Source organism: Arthrobacter sp. LT660, from assembly GCF_056172845.1.
This window is the reverse complement of record NZ_CM149651.1, coordinates 645,130-666,237: the sequence shown is the minus strand read 5'-3', so window position 1 is coordinate 666,237 and position 21,108 is coordinate 645,130. Positions and strand designations below refer to the sequence as shown.

Genomic DNA, 21,108 nt, shown 5'->3' with positions numbered 1-21,108 from the left:
GGCGGCAACTTGGACACTGCAGGCGCAACACAGCGGCCCGGAGTCAACGAGCCGAAAAACGCGCGGACGGTATTGTCCGCGGGCGATATCGAACGCGTCCTCACGCGCGTCGCCCACGAGATCATCGAAGGCAACAAGGGCACCCGGGACCTGGTTCTGCTGGGCATCCCGCGTCGCGGTTATCCGCTGGCCCAGCGGCTGGCCCGCCGTATCGCGGAGGCGGAGGGCAACATCGACGCCGAGGCCATCGTCGGCCAGCTGGATGTGACCATGTACCGCGACGACCTGCGCCACGGAACCTCCCGGACGCCGTCGCCCACCAAGCTCCCGCCCGGCGGCATCGACGGCAAGGTGGTCGTCATAGTCGACGACGTGCTGTACTCGGGCCGCACGGTGCGCGCCGCGCTCGACGCCCTGGCGGACATCGGGCGCCCCCGCATCGTCCGCCTGGCAGTGCTGGTGGACAGGGGCCACCGCGAGCTACCGATCCGGGCGGACCATGTCGGCAAGAACCTCCCGACCGCCACCAGCGAGAAGGTGCGCGTCCGCCTGCAGGAGACGGATACGGAAGAGGGCCGGGCCATCAACGAGGTCGTCATCGAGGGACCCGCATGAGGCATCTCCTGTCCACGCAGGACCTCGGCCGCGAGGACGCCATCCGCATCCTGGACATCACGGAGGAAATGGCCGCCGTCGGGACGCGGGAAATCAAGAAGCTACCGGCGCTGCGCGGCCGCACCGTGGTGAACCTCTTCTTCGAGGACTCCACCCGGACGCGCATTTCGTTCGAGGCCGCCGCCAAACGGCTCTCGGCCGACGTCATCAACTTCGCGGCCAAGGGATCCTCGGTTTCCAAGGGCGAATCGCTGAAGGACACGGCCCAGACGCTGGAGGCGATCGGCGCCGACGCCGTCGTCATCCGCCACTGGGCATCCGGCGCGCCGGCAAGGCTCGCCGCCACCGACTGGATCTCCTCCGCCGTGGTCAACGCCGGCGACGGTACCCACGAACACCCCACGCAGGCACTACTCGACGCGTTTACGCTGCGCCGGCACTGGTCGCGTGTGCGCGGCGGGTCGTCGCTCGGTGCGGACCTGGCGGGAATGCGGATCGTCATCGTCGGGGACATCCTGCACTCGCGTGTGGCCCGGTCCAACCTGTGGTTGCTGCGCACGCTGGGGGCCGAGGTCACCATGGTCGCGCCCCCCACGCTCCTGCCCGTCGGGGCCGGCTCCTGGCCGTGCACCATCAACTACGACCTCGACGACGCCCTGGCCCAGGGACCCGACGCGGTCATGATGCTCCGCGTGCAGGGAGAGCGGATGAACGCTTCGTTCTTCCCCAGCACGCGCGAGTACTCCCGTCGCTGGGGTTTCGACGACACCCGCCTGGCGGCCCTCGACGAGCGCGGCTTGCACGACACCGTCATCTTGCACCCGGGCCCGATGAACCGCGGACTGGAGATCTCCTCCGGCGCCGCCGATTCGTCCCGGTCCACCGTGCTGGACCAGGTGCGCAACGGCGTCTCCGTGCGGATGGCCGTGCTCTACCTGCTTCTGTCCGGCGACAACAACCGCGGACCCACGACCTAGAAACCGGAGACACCCATGAACAACACCACCACCACCGGCGACTTCCTCATCCGTGGCGCCTCCATCCTCGGCGAGGGTGCCGCCGACCTGCTGCTCAGCGGCGGCACCATCGCGGCGGTCGGCGAAGCTGCATCGGCGGACCCGCGGGCGGCGTCCGCCATGGTGGTCGACGCGGCGGGCCTCGTCGCCCTTCCCGGCATGGTCGACCTCCACACCCACCTGCGCGAGCCCGGCCGGGAGGACGCGGAAACGGTCGAGACCGGGACGCGTGCCGCCGCGCTGGGCGGGTTCACCGCCGTACACGCCATGGCCAACTCCAACCCGGTCGCGGATACCGCCGGCGTCGTCGAGCAGGTCTGGAGCCTGGGTCGGCGCAGCGGCTGGGCGGACGTCCGCCCAGTCGGTGCGGTCACGGTGGGACTCGCGGGCGAACAGCTCTCCGAACTGGGCGCCATGGCCGACTCCCGGGCGCGCGTTCGCGTCTTCTCCGACGACGGCCTGTGCGTCCACGATCCCGTGATCATGCGGCGCGCGCTCGAGTACGTCAAGGCCTTCGACGGGGTGATCGCCCAGCACGCGCAGGAGCCTCGCTTGACCGAAGGCGCCCAGATGAACGAGGGCGAGGTTTCGGCCGTACTCGGGATGGTCGGATGGCCGGCCGTCGCCGAGGAGGCTATCATCGCCCGCGACGTGCTGCTGGCCGAACACGTAGATTCGCGCCTTCACGTGTGCCACGTCTCGACGTCCGGCAGCGTGGACATCATCCGCTGGGCCAAGGCGCGCGGCATCCGGGTCACCGCGGAGGTCACGCCGCACCACCTGCTCCTCACCGACGAACTCGTGCGCAGCTACGATCCGGTGTACAAGGTCAACCCACCGCTACGCCGCGAAGTGGACGTCATGGCACTGCGCGAGGCCCTGGCCGACGGAACGATCGACATCGTCGGCACCGACCACGCCCCGCACCCGAGCGAGGCGAAGGAATGCGAGTGGGCACAGGCCGCCATGGGAATGACGGGTCTGGAGACGGCCCTCTCCGTGGTCCAGCACGCCATGATCGAGACCGGCATGATGACATGGGCTGACTTCGCCCGCGTCACGTCAACCGCTCCCGCCCGGATCGGCCTCGTCGAGGACCAGGGGCGCCCGCTCGAGGCGGGCGAACCGGCCAACCTCGTCCTGGTTGATCCGGCCGCCCGCTGGACCGTGGACCCCGCCGCCATGGCCACCATGGGCCGCAACTCTCCGTTCGCCGGACTCGAACTGCCCGGCGCCGTCGTGGCGACGTTCTTCCACGGCTTCCCCACCGTGCTGGAAGGCGAACTGAACTCGCCACGCCCGGCGGAAGGCACCCTCTGATGAACCAGTACCTTCCCGCGATCCTGGTCACGGCGGCCATCTGCGTCGTGCTCGTGCTACTGATCGCGCTTGGGTGGCGGAACCGCCTCCGACGCCAGTCCGACGTCGCCGCGCCCGAGCCCGCGCCCGGCGACCTCGGGGCTCCCTCCGTGTCCGCCGAGGGACAGTACGTCAGCACGACGGCGGCGGGGGACTGGTTGGACCGGATCGCCGTCCATTCGCTCGGGCTTAAATCCAATGCGGTCCTCGAAGTCCACCCGGACGGACTGCTGTTCGTTCGGAACGGAGCGCCGAACCTCTACATCGGGCGGGCCGAGCTGTCCGGCGTCCGACGCGAATCCGGCATGGCCGGAAAGTTCGTGGAGAAGAACGGGTTGCTGGTCCTCTCCTGGCGGTTGGGAGACCACGAGGTGGACACCGGATTCCGTCCCCGCCGCCCCGCCGACATGGTGCCGCTCGCATCGGCCGTCACGGCCCTCGCGGGCACCGCCGCCGACACCATCACGACCACCCCCAAGATCCCCGCAGAAGAGAAGGACACCCAGTGAGTGCACAGACCACCACCGAACCCGCCGTCCTGGTGCTCGAGGACGGCCGCGTCTTCCGCGGAAGCCCCTACGGCGCCGTCGGAACCGCCCTCGGAGAAGCCGTGTTTTCCACCGGCATGACCGGCTACCAGGAGACCATCACGGACCCCTCCTACGCGCGCCAGATCGTGGTCCAGACGGCCCCGCACATCGGCAACACCGGCGTGAACGCCGACGACGCCGAGTCCCGGCGCATCTGGGTCGCCGGATACATCGTCCGCGACGCCGCGCGGCGTCCCTCCAACTGGCGTTCCGAGCGCTCGCTCGACAACGAGTTGGTGGATCAGGGCGTGGTCGGTATCCAGGGTGTCGACACGCGCGCGATCACCCGCCACCTCCGCGAACGCGGCGCCATGAAGGCCGGGGTCTTCTCCGGCGAGTCCGCGCGCCGCCCGGAATCCGATCTGCTGGCCGAGGTCCGCGCCCAAGCCGACATGAAGGGCGCGCGGCTCGCGGAGGAAGTCAGCATCGACGCCGCGTACACCGTGGAACCGGCCGACCGCGGGTGGGACGCCGAGCCGCTGTACACCGTGGCGGCGCTCGACCTCGGGATCAAGTCGATGACCCCCCACCGGTTCGCCGAGCGCGGGGTGCGCGTGCACGTGCTTCCCGCAACGTCGACCGTGGAGGACGTGCTGGAGCTCGCGCCGGACGGGGTCTTCATGTCCAACGGCCCGGGCGACCCGGCCACCGCCGACGCCCAGGTCCTCCTGCTCCGTGAGGTCCTGGACCGCGGCCTGCCGTTCTTCGGCATCTGCTTCGGCAACCAGATCCTGGGACGTGCGCTGGGCTTCGGCACCTATAAGCTGCCCTACGGACACCGCGGGATCAACCAGCCCGTGATGGACCGCACCACCGGCAAGGTGGAGATCACCAGCCAGAACCACGGCTTCGCCGTCGACGCGCCGCTGGACGGCGCGCTGGCCGCGCCCGAGTCGCGTTTCGGCCGGGTTGAGGTCAGCCACGTCAGCCTGAACGACGACGTCGTCGAGGGCCTGCGCTGCCTCGACATCCCCGCCTTCTCCGTCCAGTACCACCCGGAGGCGGCGGCCGGTCCGCACGACTCCGCGTACCTCTTTGACCGCTTCATCGACGTGATGGCCCAGGCCAAGAACGGCACCGCGTCCGACTCCAAGGAAGAGAACTAATGCCCAAGCGCGAAGACCTCAAGTCCGTCCTGGTCATCGGGTCGGGCCCGATCGTCATCGGCCAGGCGGCCGAATTCGACTACTCCGGCACGCAGGCCCTGCGCGTGCTGAAGGAGGAGGGCCTGCGGGTCATCCTCGTCAACTCCAACCCGGCCACCATCATGACCGACCCCGAGTTCGCCGACGCCACCTACGTCGAGCCGATCACGCCCGAGGTCGTCGAGATGATCATCGCCAAGGAGCGTCCCGATGCGGTCCTCCCGACCCTGGGCGGACAAACCGCGCTGAACACGGCCATCGCCCTGGACAAGAACGGCGTGCTGGAGAAGTACAACGTGGAATTGATCGGCGCGAACATCGAGGCAATCGAACTCGGTGAGGACCGCGAGAAGTTCAAGGGCGTCGTCGAACGTTGCGGTGCGGAGTCCGCGAAATCGGTCATCGTGCACACGATGGACGAGGCCTTCGCCGCGGTGGAGGAACTGAACTACCCCGTCGTCGTCCGTCCGTCCTTCACCATGGGCGGCCTCGGCTCCGGCATGGCCTACAACGCCGAAGACCTGCGCCGCATCGCCGGCGCCGGGCTCCAGTACTCGCCGACCACCGAGGTGCTTCTGGAGGAGTCCATCCTCGGGTGGAAGGAATACGAGCTGGAGATGATGCGCGACAAGAACGACAACGTCGTGGTCGTCTGCTCCATCGAGAACTTCGACCCGGTGGGCGTCCACACGGGCGACTCCATCACGGTGGCCCCCGCGATGACGCTGACCGACCGGGAGTACCAGAAGCTCCGCGACATCTCCATCGCGGTCATCCGCGAGGTCGGCGTCGACACCGGCGGCTGCAACATCCAGTTCGCGATCGAGCCGACCACCGGGCGCGTCGTCGTCATCGAGATGAACCCGCGCGTCTCGCGCTCCTCCGCGCTGGCGTCGAAGGCCACCGGCTTCGCCATCGCCAAGATCGCCACGAAGCTCTCCCTGGGCTACACGCTGGACGAGATCCCCAACGACATTACGAAGAAGACCCCGGCGTCGTTCGAGCCCACCCTGGACTACGTCGTCGTCAAGGTCCCGCGGTTCGCGTTCGAGAAGTTCCCGGCGGCCGACAAGACACTCACCACCACCATGAAGTCCGTCGGCGAGGCCATGGCCATCGGGCGCAACTTCACCGAGGCGCTGCAGAAGGCGTTGCGCTCGCTGGAGCAGAAGAACGCCGAACTGGCCTTCGACGCCCCCGACGCGGCCGAGATCCCCGAGATGCTCGAGTCCTCGCGCAAGGGAAGCACTGAGCGTCTCTACCGCGTTCAGCGCGCCCTGCTCGGCGGCGCGTCCATCGAGGAGGTCCACGAGGCGACGGCGATCGACCCGTGGTACTTGGACCAGCTGGCCCTGATCAACGAGACGGCGGAGACGATCCGCGCTTCGGGTGCGCTGACCGCGGACACGTTGCGCCTGGCCAAACGCCACGGGTTCTCCGACGCCCAGATCGGCGCCCTCACCAACACGCCGGAACCCGTGGTCCGCGGAGTGCGTCACGCCCTGGGTGTACGCCCGGTCTACAAGACGGTGGACACCTGCGCCGCCGAGTTCGAGGCCTACACGCCGTACCACTACTCCTCCTACGACGAGGAGACTGAGGTCGGCACGCACGAAAAGCCGTCGATCATCATCCTCGGCTCCGGCCCGAACCGCATCGGGCAGGGCATCGAGTTCGACTACTCCTGCGTCCACGCGACGATGGCCCTGCGCGACGCCGGCTACGAGACCGTGATGGTCAACTGCAACCCGGAGACCGTCTCCACTGACTACGACGTCTCCACCCGCCTGTACTTCGAGCCGCTCACCCTCGAGGACGTATTGGAGGTCATCCACGCCGAGCAGGAGACCGGCGGCGTCCTCGGCGTCTTCGTCCAGCTCGGTGGCCAGACCCCGCTGAAGCTCGCCCAGGACCTCGCCGACGCCGGCGTCCCCATCCTCGGCACGTCGCCGGAGGCCATCGAACTGGCCGAGCACCGCGGCGCGTTCCAGCGCGTCTTGGACGCCGGCGGCCTGACCGCCCCGAAGAACGGCACCGCCGTCTCCTTCGAGGACGCCAAGCGCGTCGCCGACGAGATCGGGTATCCGGTGCTGGTGCGGCCCTCCTACGTGTTGGGCGGCCGCGGCATGGAAATCGTCTACGACGAGCCCAACCTGCTGCGCTACATCACCAACGCCACGGAGATCACCGAGGACCACCCCGTGCTGGTGGACCGGTTCCTCGAGGACGCCATCGAGATCGACGTCGACGCCCTCTACGACGGCACCGACCTGTACGTCGGCGGCATCATGGAGCACATCGAGGAGGCCGGGATCCACTCGGGCGACTCCGCCTGCGTCCTGCCGCCGATCACGCTGGGCACGGACGTCTGCCGGCGTGTCGTCGAGGCGACGCGTGTGATCGCGGACGGCGTGGGTGTGCGGGGCCTGATCAACATCCAGTTCGCCCTCGCATCCGACATCCTCTACGTCATCGAGGCGAACCCGCGGGCTTCCCGCACGGTGCCCTTCACCTCGAAGGCGACCGGCGTGCAGTTGGCCAAGGCAGCCGCCCTGATTGGCATGGGCGTGTCCATCGCGGACCTGCGCCATGTCCACGGCCTGCTTCCGGAGACCGGCGACGGCTCCTCGCTGCCGGAGGAGGCTCCCTTCTCCGTGAAGGAGGCCGTGCTGCCGTTCGCGCGCTTCCGCACGCCGGAGGGCCGCGTCGTCGACTCCCTGCTCGGCCCGGAGATGCGCTCCACCGGCGAGGTCATGGGCATCGACAAGTACTTCGACACGGCGTTCGCGAAGGCCCAGGCGGGAGCGAACAACCCCCTGCCGACCAGCGGCAAGGTGTTCGTCTCCGTGGCCAACCGCGACAAGCGCTCCATCATCATCCCGGTCAAGCACCTGGCCGACCTCGGTTTCGAGGTGGTCTCCACGGGCGGCACCGCCGAGGTGCTGCGCCGCAACGGCATCTCCGCCACCGTGGTGCGCAAGGTGCGCGAGGGCAGCGCGGAGGGCGAGGACAACATCGTCGACCTGATCACCGACGGCAAGATCGACATGATCCTCAACACACCCTCCGGCGGGGACGCGCGCGGGGACGGCTACGAGATCCGCGCCGCGGCGACGTCCGTGGGCATCCCGGTGATTACGACCGTCGCCGAATTCGGGGCGGCGATCCAGGCCATCACGGCGATGCGCTCGTTCGACTGGACCGTCACGTCCTTGCAGGAGCACGCGGCGAACCTCAAGGCGGCCGTCGATGCCTAGCGGCCCGGCGGGCGGCGCGGACGGGCGGGTTCCCTTCGGGCAACGCCTGTCGGCCGCCATGGCGGAACACGGGCCGTTGTGCGTCGGCATCGATCCCCACGCGTCGTTGCTCGGCGCCTGGGGTCTGGCGGACGACGTCGACGGCCTCCGCGCCTTTTCACTGTCCGTCGTCGAATCGCTCGCCGGCGACGTGGCTGCCATCAAGCCGCAGGTCGCCCTGTACGAGCGTCACGGTTCGCGGGGGATGGCCGTGCTCGAGGAAACGCTTCGGGCGTGCCGCGAGGCGGGTCTGCTCACCATCGCCGACGCCAAGCGCGGGGACATCGGCTCCACCATGGCCGCCTACGCAGAGGCCTGGCTCGCCGACGGTTCGCCGCTGGCGGCCGACGCCGTCACGCTCAGTCCGTACCTCGGGTTCGGATCCCTGCGCCCTGCCCTGGACCTGGCCGCGTCCACCGGCCGCGGCGTCTTCGTGTTGGGGCTGACCTCCAATCCCGAGGGTGCGTCCGTGCAACACGTCGGCGGCTCCGATTCGGTGGCCCGCCGGATCGTCGAGTCCACGGGGGAGGAGAACGCCGGAGCCTCGCCGTTCGGCTCCACCGGGCTCGTCGTGGGTGCCACCGTCGGGGATGCCCTCTTACGCCTGGGGATCGACCTGGCGGCGTCCCGCGCCCCCGTGCTCGCACCTGGCTTCGGCGCGCAGGGTGCGACGGCGTCGGACCTCCGGACGGCGTTCGCGGATTGCTGGCCACAGGTGTTGGCGACCAGCAGCCGCGACGTGCTCCGCGCGGGTCCGGATCGGGACTCGCTGCGCGGCGCGGCGCTGCGTGTGCGGGACCAGCTTCTTTAGGCCCACGTCCGCCCGGCATTGATTGTGGCCCCATGGTTCGCTAGGTTCGGTTCAAGCAACGCCGAAATCGCGGTGAATTCCTAGTCAACCGGGGGTGCGCGCTATGGTACTAAAGTCATTGTCGGACGAGGACCGCGCCAGGGCGCGGGCCAAGGCCCTGACCTCCCGCACCCGGCGCGCCCAGGTGAAGGAGGACTTCGGGAAAGGCCGTCTGGACATCCAGCAGATCCTGGCGCTCGTGGCGGACGACGAGGCCGTGGGTCGCCTTCGGGTGGTCGACCTGCTGGAGTCGGTGCCGGGCGTCGGTGAAATCCGTGCGGCGGCCCTGATGGAGCGAATAGGAATTTCCCCCAACCGCAGACTGCGGGGACTGGGACGAAAACAGCGGGCGGCACTGGTCGGGCATTTCGCCGATTCGCCTCCCGCGGCAAAAACGAACTAAGGACACCATGCCGGCGCAGAGCCACCCGAACGTGACCGTACTAGCTGGCCCGACGGCTGTTGGCAAGGGGACGGTGTCCACCTACATCAGAGACAACTACCCGGAGGTCTGGCTCTCCGTCTCGGCCACCACGCGCGCACCTCGACCGGGGGAGCGCGACGGCGTGCACTACTTCTTCGTCCAGCCCGAGGACTTCGAGAGGTTCATTGCCGACGGCGACATGCTCGAATGGGCGGTGGTCCACGGACAGAATCGCTACGGCACCATTCGCTCGAAGGTCCAGGAGGCCGTCGACGCCGGACGCCACGTCCTGCTGGAGATCGATCTGCAGGGGGCGCGGCAGGTCCGCGAGAGCCTGCCGGAGGCCAAATTCGTGTTTCTGGCGCCGCCGTCGTGGGACGAACTGGTCCGCCGACTGACCGGCCGGGGCACGGAAACGGAGGCGGAACAACAGCGGCGCCTGGATACGGCTAAACTGGAACTTGCTGCCGAAGCGGAATTCGACGTCACCATCGTGAACGACGACGTCCGGCGGGCGGCCGACGAGCTGGTTTCCCACATGGGCCTCGCGCCGCACACGCGGTAGCGGCGGACCGGCACCGACGAACAACTCACAGAATTTGGAGGCTTCGTGTCCACGAACCTTGAAGGCATCATCAATCCGCCGATCGACGAATTGCTGACGACCACCGATTCCAAGTACGCGCTGGTCATCAACTCGGCCAAGCGCGCACGCCAGATCAACGCCTACTACTCGCAGCTCCACGAGGGACTTTTCGAGTACGTCGGCCCGTTGGTGGACACCAAGCTGAACGAGAAGCCGCTGTCGATCGCACTCCGTGAGATCAACGACGGCATGCTCGAGGTCACGCCCATCGCCGCAGAGCCCGCCGAGTAGCCCTCGCAACGATGGCAACCCAGCAGCGCATCGTCCTTGGAGTGGGCGGCGGCATCGCCGCCTACAAGGTCGCGTCGCTGCTGCGGTTGTTTAAGGAGGCCGGCCACGCCGTGGACGTGGTTCCCACGCGTTCCGCCCTCGAATTCGTCGGCAAGGCCACGTGGGAGGCGCTTTCGGGCCGACCGGTGACCGCCGACGTCTTCGACGCGGTCGACACGGTCAACCACGTGCGGCTCGGCCAGGAGGCCGACCTGGTGGTCGTAGCTCCGGCCACGGCCGACTTGTTGGCCCGGGCCGCCGCCGGACTGGCCAACGACCTCCTCACCAACACGCTTCTCGCGGCCAGCTGTCCCGTGGTCTTTGCCCCTGCCATGCACACCGAGATGTGGGAGCACCCGGCCACGGCAGCCAACGTCGAGACACTTCGTTCGCGCGGCGCCGTCGTGATCGATCCCGCCGTGGGCCGCCTCACCGGGAAGGATTCCGGCGCCGGGCGACTGCCCGAGGCACAGGAACTTTTCGACGCCGTCGCGCCGCTGCTCTCGGGCGGTCGCACCACGGCGTCCCCGGTGGCCGACGCGCCGTTCCCAGCGGCCGATCCCCACTCCCCACCGGAAACCGCCCCCGCGCAGGCACCGGGTCCGCGAGGCGGCGCCACTGGGCCGTTGGCCGGCCGCATCGTCGTCGTCAGCGCCGGCGGGACCCGCGAACCGCTGGACCCCGTGCGGTTCCTCGGCAACCGCTCCTCCGGCAAGCAGGGAAGCGCCATCGCGCGGGCCGCCCTCGCCGCGGGCGCCACCGTGCGCTTCGTCGCGGCGCACATGGATCAACCGGCCCCGGAGGGCGTGGAGTTGGCCACCGCCTCCACGGCCCTGGAGCTCCGCGACGCCGTCAACGCCGCTGCCGAGGGCGCGGACGTGCTCGTCATGGCCGCCGCCGTCGCGGACTTCCGGCCCGCCGCATACAACGGCACCAAAATCAAGAAGCAGGACGACGGCACTGCTCCCACCATCGAGCTGGTGCGCAACCCGGACATCCTCGCGGAGCTGGTGCGGCGCCGCGCGGACGAGTCGGTACGCACGCGACTGCCGCGCATGATCGTGGGGTTCGCCGCCGAGACCGGCGACGCCGAGGGATCCGTCTTGGAACACGGCCGCAGCAAGTTGGCCCGGAAGGGCTGTGAACTCCTCGTGGTCAACGAGGTCGGCGAGGGCCTGGTCTTCGGCACCGAGCACAATTCGGTGACCGTGCTGGCCGCCGACGGAGCGCGTCCGCGCAAATTCGAGGGCCCCAAGGGACGCGTCGCCACCGGGATTGTGGGCGTCATTTCGGACGTGCTGAACCGGTAGAGTGGTTCGGTGACTCGAGACAATTCCGCCCTGCGCCTGTTCAGCTCCGAATCGGTCACCGAGGGCCACCCCGACAAGATCTGCGACCAGATCAGCGACGCCATCCTGGACGCCATGCTGGCCCAGGACCCCGACTCGCGCGTAGCCGTCGAGACGCTCACCACCACCGGACTCGTCCATGTGGCCGGCGAGGTCACGACCAAGGGCTATGTCGAGATCCCGCAGCTGGTCCGCCAGACCCTACTTGACATCGGCTACGACTCCTCCGGAAACGGTTTCGACGGCGCGCGCTGCGGCGTCTCCGTCTCGATCGGACAGCAATCCCCGGAGATCGCCGACGGCGTCTTCAACTCCCTGGAGGCCCGGGAAGGCATCCAGGAGGATCCGCGGGACCTGCAGGGCGCCGGCGACCAGGGCATCATGTTCGGGTTCGCCTCGGACGAGACCGCCGTGCTCATGCCCACCCCCATCTTCCTCGCCCACCGGCTGTCCGAACGTCTCACCGAAGTCCGTAAGACCGGACTCCAGCCGCTTCTGCGCCCGGACGGCAAGACGCAGGTGACGATCGGCTACGACGGGGACAGGCCGGTGTCCGTGGAAACGGTCGTCGTTTCCTCCCAGCACGCAACCGAACTCCTGCTGCCCCAGCTGCAGGAGGACCTGATGGAGCTCGTGGTGAAGCCCGTGCTCGCCGGAACCGATCTGGACATCAGCGAAACACGCATCATCCTGAACCCCTCCGGACCGTTCATCATCGGCGGCCCCGTCGGGGACGCCGGCCTGACCGGACGCAAGATCATCGTCGACACCTACGGCGGCTTCGCCCGCCACGGCGGCGGAGCGTTCAGCGGCAAGGACCCGTCCAAGGTCGACCGTTCGGCCGCCTACGCCATGCGCTGGATCGCCAAGAACGTCGTCGCGGCCGGTCTCGCCCGGCGTGCCGAGATCCAGGTTGCCTACGCGATCGGCGTGGCCCGGCCCGTGGGACTGTACGTGGAGACGTTCGGGACGGAGACGGTGGATCCGCTGCGCATCGAGGAGTCCATCCGCGAGATCTTCGATCTGCGTCCGCTGGGCATCATCGAGGACCTGGACCTGAAGCGCCCCATCTACCAGCGGACCGCCGCCCACGGGCACTTCGGACGCGAGGAGCCGGACTTCACCTGGGAGCGCACGGACCGCGCGGACGCCCTGCGCAGCTACTTCAACGCCTGAGCGATCCGTTCGTGGAGGCGCGCCAGCCCTCGCTGCTGCAGGGGTTCGACGTCGGCAAGCCGTTGCCCGGCACTCCGGAGGCCGCGGCGGTCCTACCGGTGGCGCGCGTCCTGCTGGAGACCCAGGTGCCGCACCTGGATCGTTTCTACGACTACCTGGTCCCCGCCGCGCTGTCCGAGACGGCGCGCGCCGGCGTCCGCGTGCGCGCGCGTTTCGGCGGCCAGGACCTGCCCGGGTTCATCGTGGAGCGCCGCGCGGACGCGGAGCCGGGCGTCCGGCTGCAACCGCTGGACAAGGTCGTCTCCGCGGAGGTGGTCCTGACGCCGGAGGTGCTCCGGCTGTGCCAGACCGTAGCGGCACGCTACGCGGGCACCGTGGCCGACGTCGTGCGGAGCGCCGTTCCACCGCGCATGGCCCGCGTGGAGCGCGAGCCCCGCGACTCCGCCGCCGAAAGCCTCCCGGGCGCGGTCCCAGCCACCGTGCCCGACACCCCACCCGACACCGCGGCGAACCCTTTCGCCGCGTACGACGGCGGCACCGACTTCACGGCGGCCCTCGCCACCGGTGATTCGCCGCGCGCCGTCCTGAGCGTGCTGCCCAACCAGCCCGGCGGTTGGCCCGCGCTGCTGGCCGGCGCGGTCGCGGCCTGCGTGCGCTCCGGACGCGGCGCCGTCGTCGTCGTCCCCGATGCCCGCGACCTGCGCCGCCTCACCGACGCACTCGACGTGACGCCGGGCGCCGATTCCTACGCCCGGCTCACCGCCGACGACGGCGCGACGCCGCGCTACCGCAATTTCCTGCGCGCCGCGCGCAACGAGGTCAGGGTGGCCGTTGGCACGCGCTCCGCGGCATTCGCTCCGGTGGGCGACCTCGGTCTGCTCGTGCTGTGGGAGGACCACGACTCGAGCCACGCCGAACCCAGGGCGCCCTACCACCATGTCCGCGAGACGCTCCTGCTCCGGGCGGGGGAGGCCGGCTGCGGACTGCTCATCGCCGCGCACGGCCGTAGCGCCGAGGCCCAGCGGCTGGTTCTGACCGGGTGGGCGTCCGAGCTCGCCGCGCCGCGCGCGGCCCTGCGTGCGGCCGCGCCCCGGGTGCTCGCGTCGTCGGATTCGCACCAGGCCGAGCGCGACCCCCTGTTGCACGCCGCGCGTCTGCCCCAGGTCGCATGGAAGGCCGCCGCCGACGCCCTGTCCACGGGGCCGGTGCTGGTGCAGGTGGCGCGTACCGGTTTCGTTCCCGCCCTGCGTTGCGAACGGTGCCGGGAAAGCGCGCGATGCGCGGAATGCGCCGGCCCGCTGGGATACGGCGATGCGCGTTCGGTCCCCGCCTGCCGCTGGTGCGGCGTCCAGGTGCCGGTGTGGACCTGCCCCGAATGCGGGGGACACCGCCTGCGCGCCGGCACTATCGGGGCCGACCGGACCGCGGAGGAGCTCGGCCGGGCCTTCCCGCGCGCGCCGGTGGTCAGCGCGACGGGCGCGCAGCCCCGAGAGCGGGTGGGTCCGGGCCCCGCCGTCGTGGTGGCGACCCCGGGCGCCGAACCGGTCGCCGAGGGCGGCTACGCCGCCGTGTTGTTGCTGGACGGAGACCGGATGTTGGCCCGCGACGGCCTGCGCACCGGCGAGGACGTGCTCCACCGCTGGCTTGCAGCGGCCTCGTTGGCCCGATCCTCCAAGGACGGGGGAGTCGTGGTGGTCGCCGCCGTCGCCTCGGATCCCCTCAGCGCGATGGTGCGCTGGGACCCGGCGGTCTTCGCGGAGCGCGAGCTGGCCCAACGACGCGAACTGGGGTTGCCGCCCGCGGTCCGCACCGCCGTCGTAACGGGCCCGGCCACGGCGACGGACCGCTTCGTGGCCTCGCTCGACCTTCCCCCGTCGGCGCGCACGAACGGCCCCGTCATCGAGGAGGACGGGGACCACCGGTGGATCATCTTCTATCCCTACGCCGACGGGGCGGCCGTCACGGCCGAACTGCGCAAGCAACGGGCCGTCTCCTCCGCCCAGCGCGATCCGGTGGTCAACGTGCGCGTGGATCCCGACGGTGTCCTCTAACGCGTCAGGAACTCGCGGATGTGGCCGGCGGCCTCCAACGGTTTCTCATAGTGGATCAGGTGGCCCACCCCCTCGATGACCCGCAGGTCCGCGGAGCGGAAGCCCGCGGCCAGCCTCCTTTGGCCGGCGACGGACCCCAGTTCGTCCAGCGCGCCGGCGACCAGGAGGGTCGGCACGGGGATCTGGGGCGCGACTTGCAGCACCGTGCCGCTGATGGAGGACGCATAGGCTTCGCGCAGCGTGTCCCGGCCGTTGAAGCGGCTGAAGTAGCGGCGGTGCTGGTCCTTGACGTAGGAGCGCACCGCTCGGTGGCGCGACTTGGTCATGGCCAGGCTCATGAGGTCCGAGATGAGTCTCCAACGCAGAAGCGGTTCGCCGAGCGCGGCCGGGAGCATGGAACCGACGGCGTAGAAGACGCCGGCCGCCTTGGACATCAGTGCGTTGGACCCTTCGAGCGCGGGTTCGCAGATGGGGTTGACCAGCACCAGCCGGCGGAAGGACCCCGGATGGTCGGCCAACAGGCGGGCGGCGACGAGGGTTCCGAACGAATGCCCGAGCAGGGTCGTCGAGGGCCCCAGCCCGAGCTGTCCGGCCAGTTCCCTGACGGCTACGGCGTACCCCGCCGCGTCGTGCGCCGTGCCGCGCATCGGCGTCGAGTACCCGAAACCGGGCAGGTCGGGCACGACGACGGCGTACTCGGGCAGCGCGTCGACGAGGAGCTGGAGCCCATGGTGGTCGCCACGGAATCCGTGGACGGCCAGGATGGTTCCCGCGGGGGCGCCAGCGGCGGGGTAGGTCCAACACCTGAGGTCCGCCCCCAGGATGCGGTGTGTGCTGACCAGTGTTGCGTCCGGGCGGGAAGACATGGAATCCACCCTATCGGGAGCCGGGGCCGTGGCCGTGGTCGCCATCGTCGTTGTCGTTGTCGTTGTCGTTGTGCCGATCGTCGGCGATCTCCGCGAGCTCCGCGGCCGCCGCCTCGTCGAGGACCAGATCCGTGATCAGCCCCATGCCGAGTGCCGCCGCGAGGGCCGGTACCTTCGAGCGGCCCGCCACGGCGCACACCCTGCGGGGGACACGACGCAGGACCTCGAGTGGAGGCCCGGTGGATCGCCGGTTCAATTCGATGGCATCCGTCGCCCCGTCCGCCGTGAAGAACGTGGTGGCGACGTCGCCCACGACGCCCCGGGCGCGGATTTCCTCGAGGTCCCGCGGAGTGAGGTAGCCGCCCCGGTAGACGTGGCTGGGGACATCGGCGTCTACGGTGCCCAGCCCGAACAGGACGAGCCCCATGTGCCGCTGCAGATCCAAGACCCTGGTGATGGACCGTTCCCGCCACATGAGTTCACGCGTGTGCGCGTCGTCGAAGAACGTCGGGACGGGAAACTGTTCGATACGGGCGCCGTATGCCGCGCCGAACCGTTGCAGGATGTCTGAGGCGTAGGCGATGCCGGACGACTGCACGTTTCCGGATCCGTTGAGTTGCACCACGACCGTTCCGCGGGTGGGATGTGGCTTGAGGTGGCGGCTGATCGCGCTGACGGTAGAGCCCCAGGCCACACCGATGATCATGTCGGAACCCACCAGCCGCGTCAGGATCCCTGCGGCATGCACCGCGACCCGTTCCAGGACGTCCGCCTCGCTCAGCTCCCGATCGGTGGGCACGGCATGAACGGTGATCCCGTACCGCTCCGCGAGCCGACGCTCCAACTCAGGCGTCGGCGAACTGGCCTTGTTGACCACGAAACTCACGACCCCGGTTTCGCGCGCCCTGCCCAGGAGCCGCGACACGGTGGACCGCGACACGCGCAGCTCGCGGGCGATGGCGTCCATGGTCAGGTTCTGCATGTAGTAGAGCTGGGCGGCACGCAACACATCGGCGTCCTGTCCCTGGCTGCGCGGGTGCCGCCGCCCGTGGTCGATCCGTCCACTTCCGACGTCGTTCATGGTGTGTCGCCGCTCATAATCTGTCCCGTTCCTGGAATTAGTGCACATTCGTGCATACGCATTGACGTGTTGGTCCACCTTTCCCAAGACTACTCATGCGGGACGGGAACACGTCCCCCGCCAAGAACCCCAAAGCCATGTCAGTGAGGACCCAGCGTGCCCAAAAACACCCGAATCCGCCAGCAAGTACAGGACTTCAAGGACCGTCCCGAGGCGGCCGTGCTCGTCATCGGGGGCGGAATCAACGGCGTCGCCACTTTCCGCGATCTGGCGCTGCAAGGCGTCGACGTGGCGCTGGTGGAACGCGGCGACTACTGCCAAGGGGCATCGGGCGCCTCGTCCCACATGATCCACGGCGGCATTAGATACCTGGAGAACGGGGAGTTCAGGTTGGTGCGGGAGTCCGTTGCCGAAAGGAACGGGCTGCTGTCCATCGCGCCGCATTATGTCAAACCGCTGCGGACCACGATTCCCGTCTTCTCCACCTTCTCCGGGATCCTCAGCGCGCCGCTTCGATTCCTGACGCACCGCAGCGGACGTCCCACCGAACGCGGCGCGGCGCTGATCAAGGCCGGCCTGGTGATGTACGACTGCTTCGCCGGCCTGTCCACGGCCCGCAACACGCCGTGGCACACATTCCACGGACGCAGGAAATCCCTCGCGGCGCTACCCCAGCTGCGCCGGGACGTGAAGTACACCGCCACCTACTTCGACGCCTCCGTGCACAACCCCGAGCGGCTCACACTCGACGTTCTGAGGTCGGGGTTGGAGGCGAATCCCGCTGCGCGTGCCAGCAACTACCTCAGTCTGGCCCGCCACGAAGCCGAGGGAGTGGTCCTGCGAGACGAAATCACGGGGGAGGAGTTCAAGTTCCGCGCCGGAACGGTCGTCAACGCGACCGGGGCGTGGGCGGATGCGACCAACGCGTCGGTCGGCAAGCCCACGACCCACATGGGCGGAACCAAGGGCAGCCACATCGTTCTGGACCACCCGGCACTGCTGGAGGCGACGGGAGGGAACGAGATCTTCTTCGAGCACAGGGACGGACGGATCGTGCTGATCTATCCTTTGGGCGACCGCGTCCTGGTGGGCACGACGGACATCGAAGCCGACATCAGCCGGGACGCCGTGTGCACGGATGCGGAAATCGACTACTTCCTCGACCTCGTCCACCATGTCTTCCCCGCCCTGGAAGTCAGCCGCGATGCGATCGTCCACACCTTTTCGGGCGTCCGGCCGCTCCCGCGCCACGATGGCACGCAGCCCGGATTCGTCTCCCGGGACTACCGCATCGAGAGAAGCACGCTCGGCGACGGAGTGCCGATGCTGACCCTCGTCGGCGGGAAGTGGACCACTTTCCGGGCGCTTGCGGAGCACCTGGCCGACGACGTCCTCTCGGAGTCCGGCCAGCGGCGTTCCGTGTCGACGAAGGACCTCGCCATCGGCGGCGGACGCGGGTACCCGAAAGACGCGGCGTCGCTGGGGGAGTGGTTCGCCGCCCGGGCCTCCCTGGCGGAACGCCGTCGGCTGGAGATCCTCTTGGAGCGGCACGGAACGCGCGCCGACGCCGTGCTGGAGCATTGCGGCCCGAACGACGCCCCGTTGAACGCCACCGATGAATTGACGGTCGGCGAACTCGGCTACTTCGTGGCCCAGGAGCAGGCCACCCGCCTGATCGACATCTTCATCCGCCGCACCTCGCTGGCTTTCCGCGGGCTAGTGACCAGGGAAATGCTGGAGGAGACCGCGGGCGTCCTGGCGCGCTATCTCGCGTGGGACGACGAAACGACCCGGGATGAAATCAAACACGCGCAGGACACCCTGCTCCGGTTGCACCGCACGCAGCTGGGCGGGAACGGCACGCGTCGGGGGCTGGCCCCGCACCAGGGCAGCCACCAACCGGCATAGCGCCCCGAAACGCCGGGGTCCGCGGAGTCATCCGCGGCACCCGCACGCCCGCCCCACATCCGGTGGCCGCGGGAAAAACCACGAGGAGTCAATGATGTCTCTACACATATTCAGCGCCGAGATGTTCGGCACCGCCATGCTCCTGCTGCTCGGTTGCGGCGTCGTCGCCAACGTCGCGCTCGCGGGCACCAAGGGAAACAGCGGAGGATTCCTGCTGGTCAACTTCGGCTGGGGGCTCGGAGTCTTCGCGGGCGTCTACATCGCGGCGGCATCCGGAGCCCACCTGAACCCGGCGGTGACCGTGGGCCTCATGGCGAACGGCGACGCCGCCGAGTTCGCACCCGGCGTGGACAAGACCATGCTGAACATGTTGGCCTATTTCGGCGCGCAGCTCACCGGCGCCATGTTCGGAGCCGCCGCGTGTTGGGTCGCGTACAAGCAGCACTTCGACGCCGAGCCGGAAGCCGCCAACAAACTCGCCGTCTTCTCCACGAGCCCCGGAATCCGGAACCCCGGCTGGAACCTGGCCACCGAGGCGATCGGTACCTTCGTGCTGGTCTTCGTGATTGCTTCCTTCGGGCAGACGCCTTCGGGCTTGGGTCCGCTGGCGGTGGCTCTGCTGGTCGTCGGGATCGGCGCCTCCCTCGGCGGGCCCACCGGATACGCCATCAACCCGACGCGCGACCTCGGCCCGCGCATCGTCCACGCGCTGCTGCCCATCAAGGGAAAGGGCAGCAGCGATTGGGGATACTCATGGGTCCCCGTCGTCGGACCGCTCCTCGGTGGCGCGGCAGCCGGACTCGCCGCCGGTGCCCTCTACTAACACCTCCCCAACACAACGAAGTGACAACGAAAGGTGAAGCACATGAGTGAGAAATACGTGATCGCGCTCGACCAGGGGACCACCAGCACACGGGCCATCGTGTTCGACCACGAGGGCCGGATCGCCTCGACCGGACAACTGGAACACGAGCAGATCTTCCCGAAGGCCGGCTGGGTGGAGCACGACCCATCCGAAATCTGGGCAAATACCCGGGAGGTCGTCGGAAGCGCGCTGTCCAAGGCCAACCTGACGCGGCACGACATCGTCGCGGTGGGCATCACCAACCAACGCGAAACCACGGTGGTCTGGAACAGGACCACGGGCGAACCCGTCTACAACGCCATTGTCTGGCAAGACACGAGGACCCAGCCGATTGTCGACGAGCTTGCCGGGGACGCCGGCGTTGACCGCTACAAGGACCGGGTCGGACTGCCGCTGGCGACGTACTTCTCCGGAACGAAGATCAAGTGGATCCTCGACAACGTCGACGGCGCCCGCGGGCAGGCGGAACGTGGGGAGCTCCTGTTCGGAAACACGGATACGTGGGTGACGTGGAACCTGACGGGCGGCACCGACGGTGGTGTCCACATCACTGACGTGACCAACGCGTCACGCACCCTGTTTATGGACCTGAAGACCCTCGATTGGGATGATGAGATCCTCGCCGACTTCGGCGTTCCACGCTCGATGATGCCGGCCATCAAGTCCTCGTCCGAGGTCTATGGGGAGGTCCACGGTTCACAGTTGCTGCGCGAGGTTCCCGTCGCCGGCATCCTCGGCGATCAGCAGGCGGCAACGTTCGGGCAGGCCGCGTTCGGGAAGGGCGATGCCAAGAACACCTACGGCACCGGCTGCTTCTTGATCTTCAACACCGGCGAGGAGCTCGTCCGCAGCGAAAACGGGCTCCTCACCACCGTTGCCTACAAGCTCGGCGACGGGAGGCCCGTCTATGCGCTCGAGGGCTCCATCGCGGTCACCGGTTCGCTCATCCAGTGGCTGCGCGACAACATCGGCATGATCTCGACGGCTCCGGAGGTCGAGACCCTCGCGACCACGGTGGAGGACAACGGGGGCGTGTACATCGTCCCGGCCTTCTCCGGATTGTTCGCGCCCTACTGGCGCCCGGATGCGCGCGGCGCGATCGTGGGCCTGACCCGTTTCGCGAACAGGGGCCACATCGCCCGCGCGGCGCTGGAGGCCACCGCCTTCCAGACCCGCGAGGTTTTGGACGCCGTGAACGCCGACGCCGGAGTCGCGCTGACCGAGCTCAGGGTCGACGGCGGCATGGTCGCCAACGACGCGCTGATGCAGTTCCAGGCCGACCTTCTCGGGGTGCCCGTGGTCCGGCCCAAGGTGATCGAGACTACGGCGCTGGGCGCCGCGTATGCCGCCGGCCTCGCCGTCGGGTTCTGGAAGGACCTCGGGGAGCTGGAGAGCTACTGGGCGGAAGACAAGCGGTGGGAACCCCGCATGGACCCCGAGGAGCGGGATCGCCAGATGCGACTGTGGAAAAAGGCCGTGACGCGCACCTTCGACTGGATCGACGACGACGTGCGCTGACGTCCGCCTCCGCGACTGGGGTAAGATTCCTACATGGAACGGAAGTCCCTACTTACCCCGCCGTACGGGGTGCGCTGAGTACA

18 protein-coding genes are annotated in these 21,108 nt (G+C 68.9%); 16 read left to right on the top strand and 2 right to left on the bottom strand.

Annotated features, from left to right (window positions below; translation table 11 throughout):
• Positions 1-9: 9 nt before the first annotated feature.
• The 13 genes from pyrR to AC0QSG_RS03020 all read left to right on the top strand — a co-directional run bounded on the left by pyrR (position 10) and on the right by AC0QSG_RS03020 (position 14,787).
• A complete protein-coding gene (gene pyrR / locus AC0QSG_RS03080; protein ID WP_435726197.1) occupies positions 10-615 on the top strand; it encodes a bifunctional pyr operon transcriptional regulator/uracil phosphoribosyltransferase PyrR in 606 nt (201 codons plus the stop codon).
• Positions 612-1,592, top strand: coding sequence for an aspartate carbamoyltransferase catalytic subunit (locus tag AC0QSG_RS03075; RefSeq protein ID WP_475376619.1), 981 nt, complete (start codon positions 612-614; stop codon positions 1,590-1,592). The genes pyrR and AC0QSG_RS03075 overlap by 4 nt, the downstream gene beginning before the upstream one ends.
• Positions 1,593-1,607: 15 nt before the next feature.
• Positions 1,608-2,951, top strand: coding sequence for a dihydroorotase (locus AC0QSG_RS03070; protein ID WP_475376618.1), 1,344 nt, complete (start codon positions 1,608-1,610; stop codon positions 2,949-2,951).
• Positions 2,951-3,499, top strand: coding sequence for a PH-like domain-containing protein (locus AC0QSG_RS03065; RefSeq protein ID WP_475376617.1), 549 nt, complete (start codon positions 2,951-2,953; stop codon positions 3,497-3,499). Before AC0QSG_RS03070 ends, AC0QSG_RS03065 begins: the two co-directional genes overlap by 1 nt.
• Positions 3,496-4,686 (top strand): glutamine-hydrolyzing carbamoyl-phosphate synthase small subunit, encoded by a 1,191-nt coding sequence (gene carA / locus AC0QSG_RS03060; RefSeq protein ID WP_475376616.1) that lies wholly within the window; start codon positions 3,496-3,498, stop codon positions 4,684-4,686. The genes AC0QSG_RS03065 and carA overlap by 4 nt, the downstream gene beginning before the upstream one ends.
• Positions 4,686-7,982 (top strand): carbamoyl-phosphate synthase large subunit, encoded by a 3,297-nt coding sequence (gene carB / locus AC0QSG_RS03055; RefSeq protein WP_475376615.1) that lies wholly within the window; start codon positions 4,686-4,688, stop codon positions 7,980-7,982. Before carA ends, carB begins: the two co-directional genes overlap by 1 nt.
• A complete protein-coding gene (pyrF, locus tag AC0QSG_RS03050) occupies positions 7,975-8,832 on the top strand; it encodes an orotidine-5'-phosphate decarboxylase (RefSeq protein ID WP_435726191.1) in 858 nt (285 codons plus the stop codon). The genes carB and pyrF overlap by 8 nt, the downstream gene beginning before the upstream one ends.
• 103 nt (positions 8,833-8,935) lie before the next feature.
• Positions 8,936-9,274 carry an integration host factor, actinobacterial type gene (mihF, locus tag AC0QSG_RS03045; RefSeq protein WP_435726190.1) on the top strand — a complete coding sequence of 113 codons (339 nt, stop codon included), beginning with the start codon at positions 8,936-8,938 and terminating at the stop codon, positions 9,272-9,274.
• 7 nt (positions 9,275-9,281) lie between these two features.
• On the top strand, positions 9,282-9,860 hold the full coding sequence (gene gmk / locus AC0QSG_RS03040; RefSeq protein WP_475376614.1) for a guanylate kinase: 579 nt from the start codon (positions 9,282-9,284) through the stop codon (positions 9,858-9,860).
• 45 nt (positions 9,861-9,905) lie between these two features.
• Positions 9,906-10,172: a DNA-directed RNA polymerase subunit omega gene (gene rpoZ / locus AC0QSG_RS03035; RefSeq protein WP_435726188.1), complete on the top strand. Its 267-nt coding sequence runs from the start codon at positions 9,906-9,908 to the stop codon at positions 10,170-10,172.
• 11 nt (positions 10,173-10,183) lie between these two features.
• Entirely contained in the window at positions 10,184-11,521 is a 1,338-nt protein-coding gene (locus AC0QSG_RS03030) for a bifunctional phosphopantothenoylcysteine decarboxylase/phosphopantothenate synthase (RefSeq protein ID WP_475376613.1), read from the top strand.
• A gap of 9 nt (positions 11,522-11,530) precedes the next feature.
• A complete protein-coding gene (gene metK, locus AC0QSG_RS03025) occupies positions 11,531-12,736 on the top strand; it encodes a methionine adenosyltransferase (RefSeq protein ID WP_435726186.1) in 1,206 nt (401 codons plus the stop codon).
• 11 nt (positions 12,737-12,747) lie between these two features.
• On the top strand, positions 12,748-14,787 hold the full coding sequence (locus AC0QSG_RS03020; RefSeq protein WP_475376612.1) for a primosomal protein N': 2,040 nt from the start codon (positions 12,748-12,750) through the stop codon (positions 14,785-14,787).
• Here the strand turns inward: AC0QSG_RS03020 and AC0QSG_RS03015 are convergent.
• The gene (locus AC0QSG_RS03015) at positions 14,784-15,653 is read right to left on the bottom strand and encodes an alpha/beta fold hydrolase (RefSeq protein ID WP_475376611.1); all 870 of its coding nucleotides are present in this window, start codon (positions 15,651-15,653) and stop codon (positions 14,784-14,786) included. The genes AC0QSG_RS03020 and AC0QSG_RS03015 overlap by 4 nt on opposite strands.
• Positions 15,654-15,663: 10 nt before the next feature.
• A complete protein-coding gene (locus tag AC0QSG_RS03010; protein ID WP_475376610.1) occupies positions 15,664-16,734 on the bottom strand; it encodes a sugar-binding transcriptional regulator in 1,071 nt (356 codons plus the stop codon).
• 156 nt (positions 16,735-16,890) lie between these two features.
• Here AC0QSG_RS03010 and AC0QSG_RS03005 point away from each other — a divergent pair, with 156 nt between their 5' ends.
• The 3 genes from AC0QSG_RS03005 (at position 16,891) to glpK (ending at position 21,025) form a co-directional block, all read left to right on the top strand.
• Entirely contained in the window at positions 16,891-18,642 is a 1,752-nt protein-coding gene (locus AC0QSG_RS03005) for a glycerol-3-phosphate dehydrogenase/oxidase (RefSeq protein ID WP_475376609.1), read from the top strand.
• A 94-nt stretch (positions 18,643-18,736) separates the two neighbouring features.
• Positions 18,737-19,465, top strand: a complete 729-nt coding sequence (locus tag AC0QSG_RS03000) for an MIP/aquaporin family protein (protein WP_435726181.1) — start codon at positions 18,737-18,739, stop codon at positions 19,463-19,465.
• Positions 19,466-19,507: 42 nt separating this feature from the next.
• Entirely contained in the window at positions 19,508-21,025 is a 1,518-nt protein-coding gene (gene glpK / locus AC0QSG_RS02995) for a glycerol kinase GlpK (protein WP_475376608.1), read from the top strand.
• Positions 21,026-21,108: the final 83 nt, after the last annotated feature.

Excerpts from the sequence above, each read along its gene's own strand:
- AC0QSG_RS03010 (WP_475376610.1), bottom strand. The coding sequence starts at position 16,734 with ATGAACGACGTCGGAAGTGGACGGATCGACCACGGGCGGCGGCACCCG.
- pyrF (WP_435726191.1), top strand. The coding sequence starts at position 7,975 with ATGCCTAGCGGCCCGGCGGGCGGCGCGGACGGGCGGGTTCCCTTCGGG.
- AC0QSG_RS03065 (WP_475376617.1), top strand. The coding sequence starts at position 2,951 with ATGAACCAGTACCTTCCCGCGATCCTGGTCACGGCGGCCATCTGCGTC.
- AC0QSG_RS03015 (WP_475376611.1), bottom strand. The coding sequence starts at position 15,653 with ATGTCTTCCCGCCCGGACGCAACACTGGTCAGCACACACCGCATCCTG.
- AC0QSG_RS03030 (WP_475376613.1), top strand. The coding sequence starts at position 10,184 with ATGGCAACCCAGCAGCGCATCGTCCTTGGAGTGGGCGGCGGCATCGCC.
- gmk (WP_475376614.1), top strand. The coding sequence starts at position 9,282 with ATGCCGGCGCAGAGCCACCCGAACGTGACCGTACTAGCTGGCCCGACG.
- mihF (WP_435726190.1), top strand. The coding sequence starts at position 8,936 with ATGGTACTAAAGTCATTGTCGGACGAGGACCGCGCCAGGGCGCGGGCC.
- carB (WP_475376615.1), top strand. The coding sequence starts at position 4,686 with ATGCCCAAGCGCGAAGACCTCAAGTCCGTCCTGGTCATCGGGTCGGGC.
- glpK (WP_475376608.1), top strand. The coding sequence starts at position 19,508 with ATGAGTGAGAAATACGTGATCGCGCTCGACCAGGGGACCACCAGCACA.
- AC0QSG_RS03070 (WP_475376618.1), top strand. The coding sequence starts at position 1,608 with ATGAACAACACCACCACCACCGGCGACTTCCTCATCCGTGGCGCCTCC.
- AC0QSG_RS03000 (WP_435726181.1), top strand. The coding sequence starts at position 18,737 with ATGTCTCTACACATATTCAGCGCCGAGATGTTCGGCACCGCCATGCTC.
- AC0QSG_RS03075 (WP_475376619.1), top strand. The coding sequence starts at position 612 with ATGAGGCATCTCCTGTCCACGCAGGACCTCGGCCGCGAGGACGCCATC.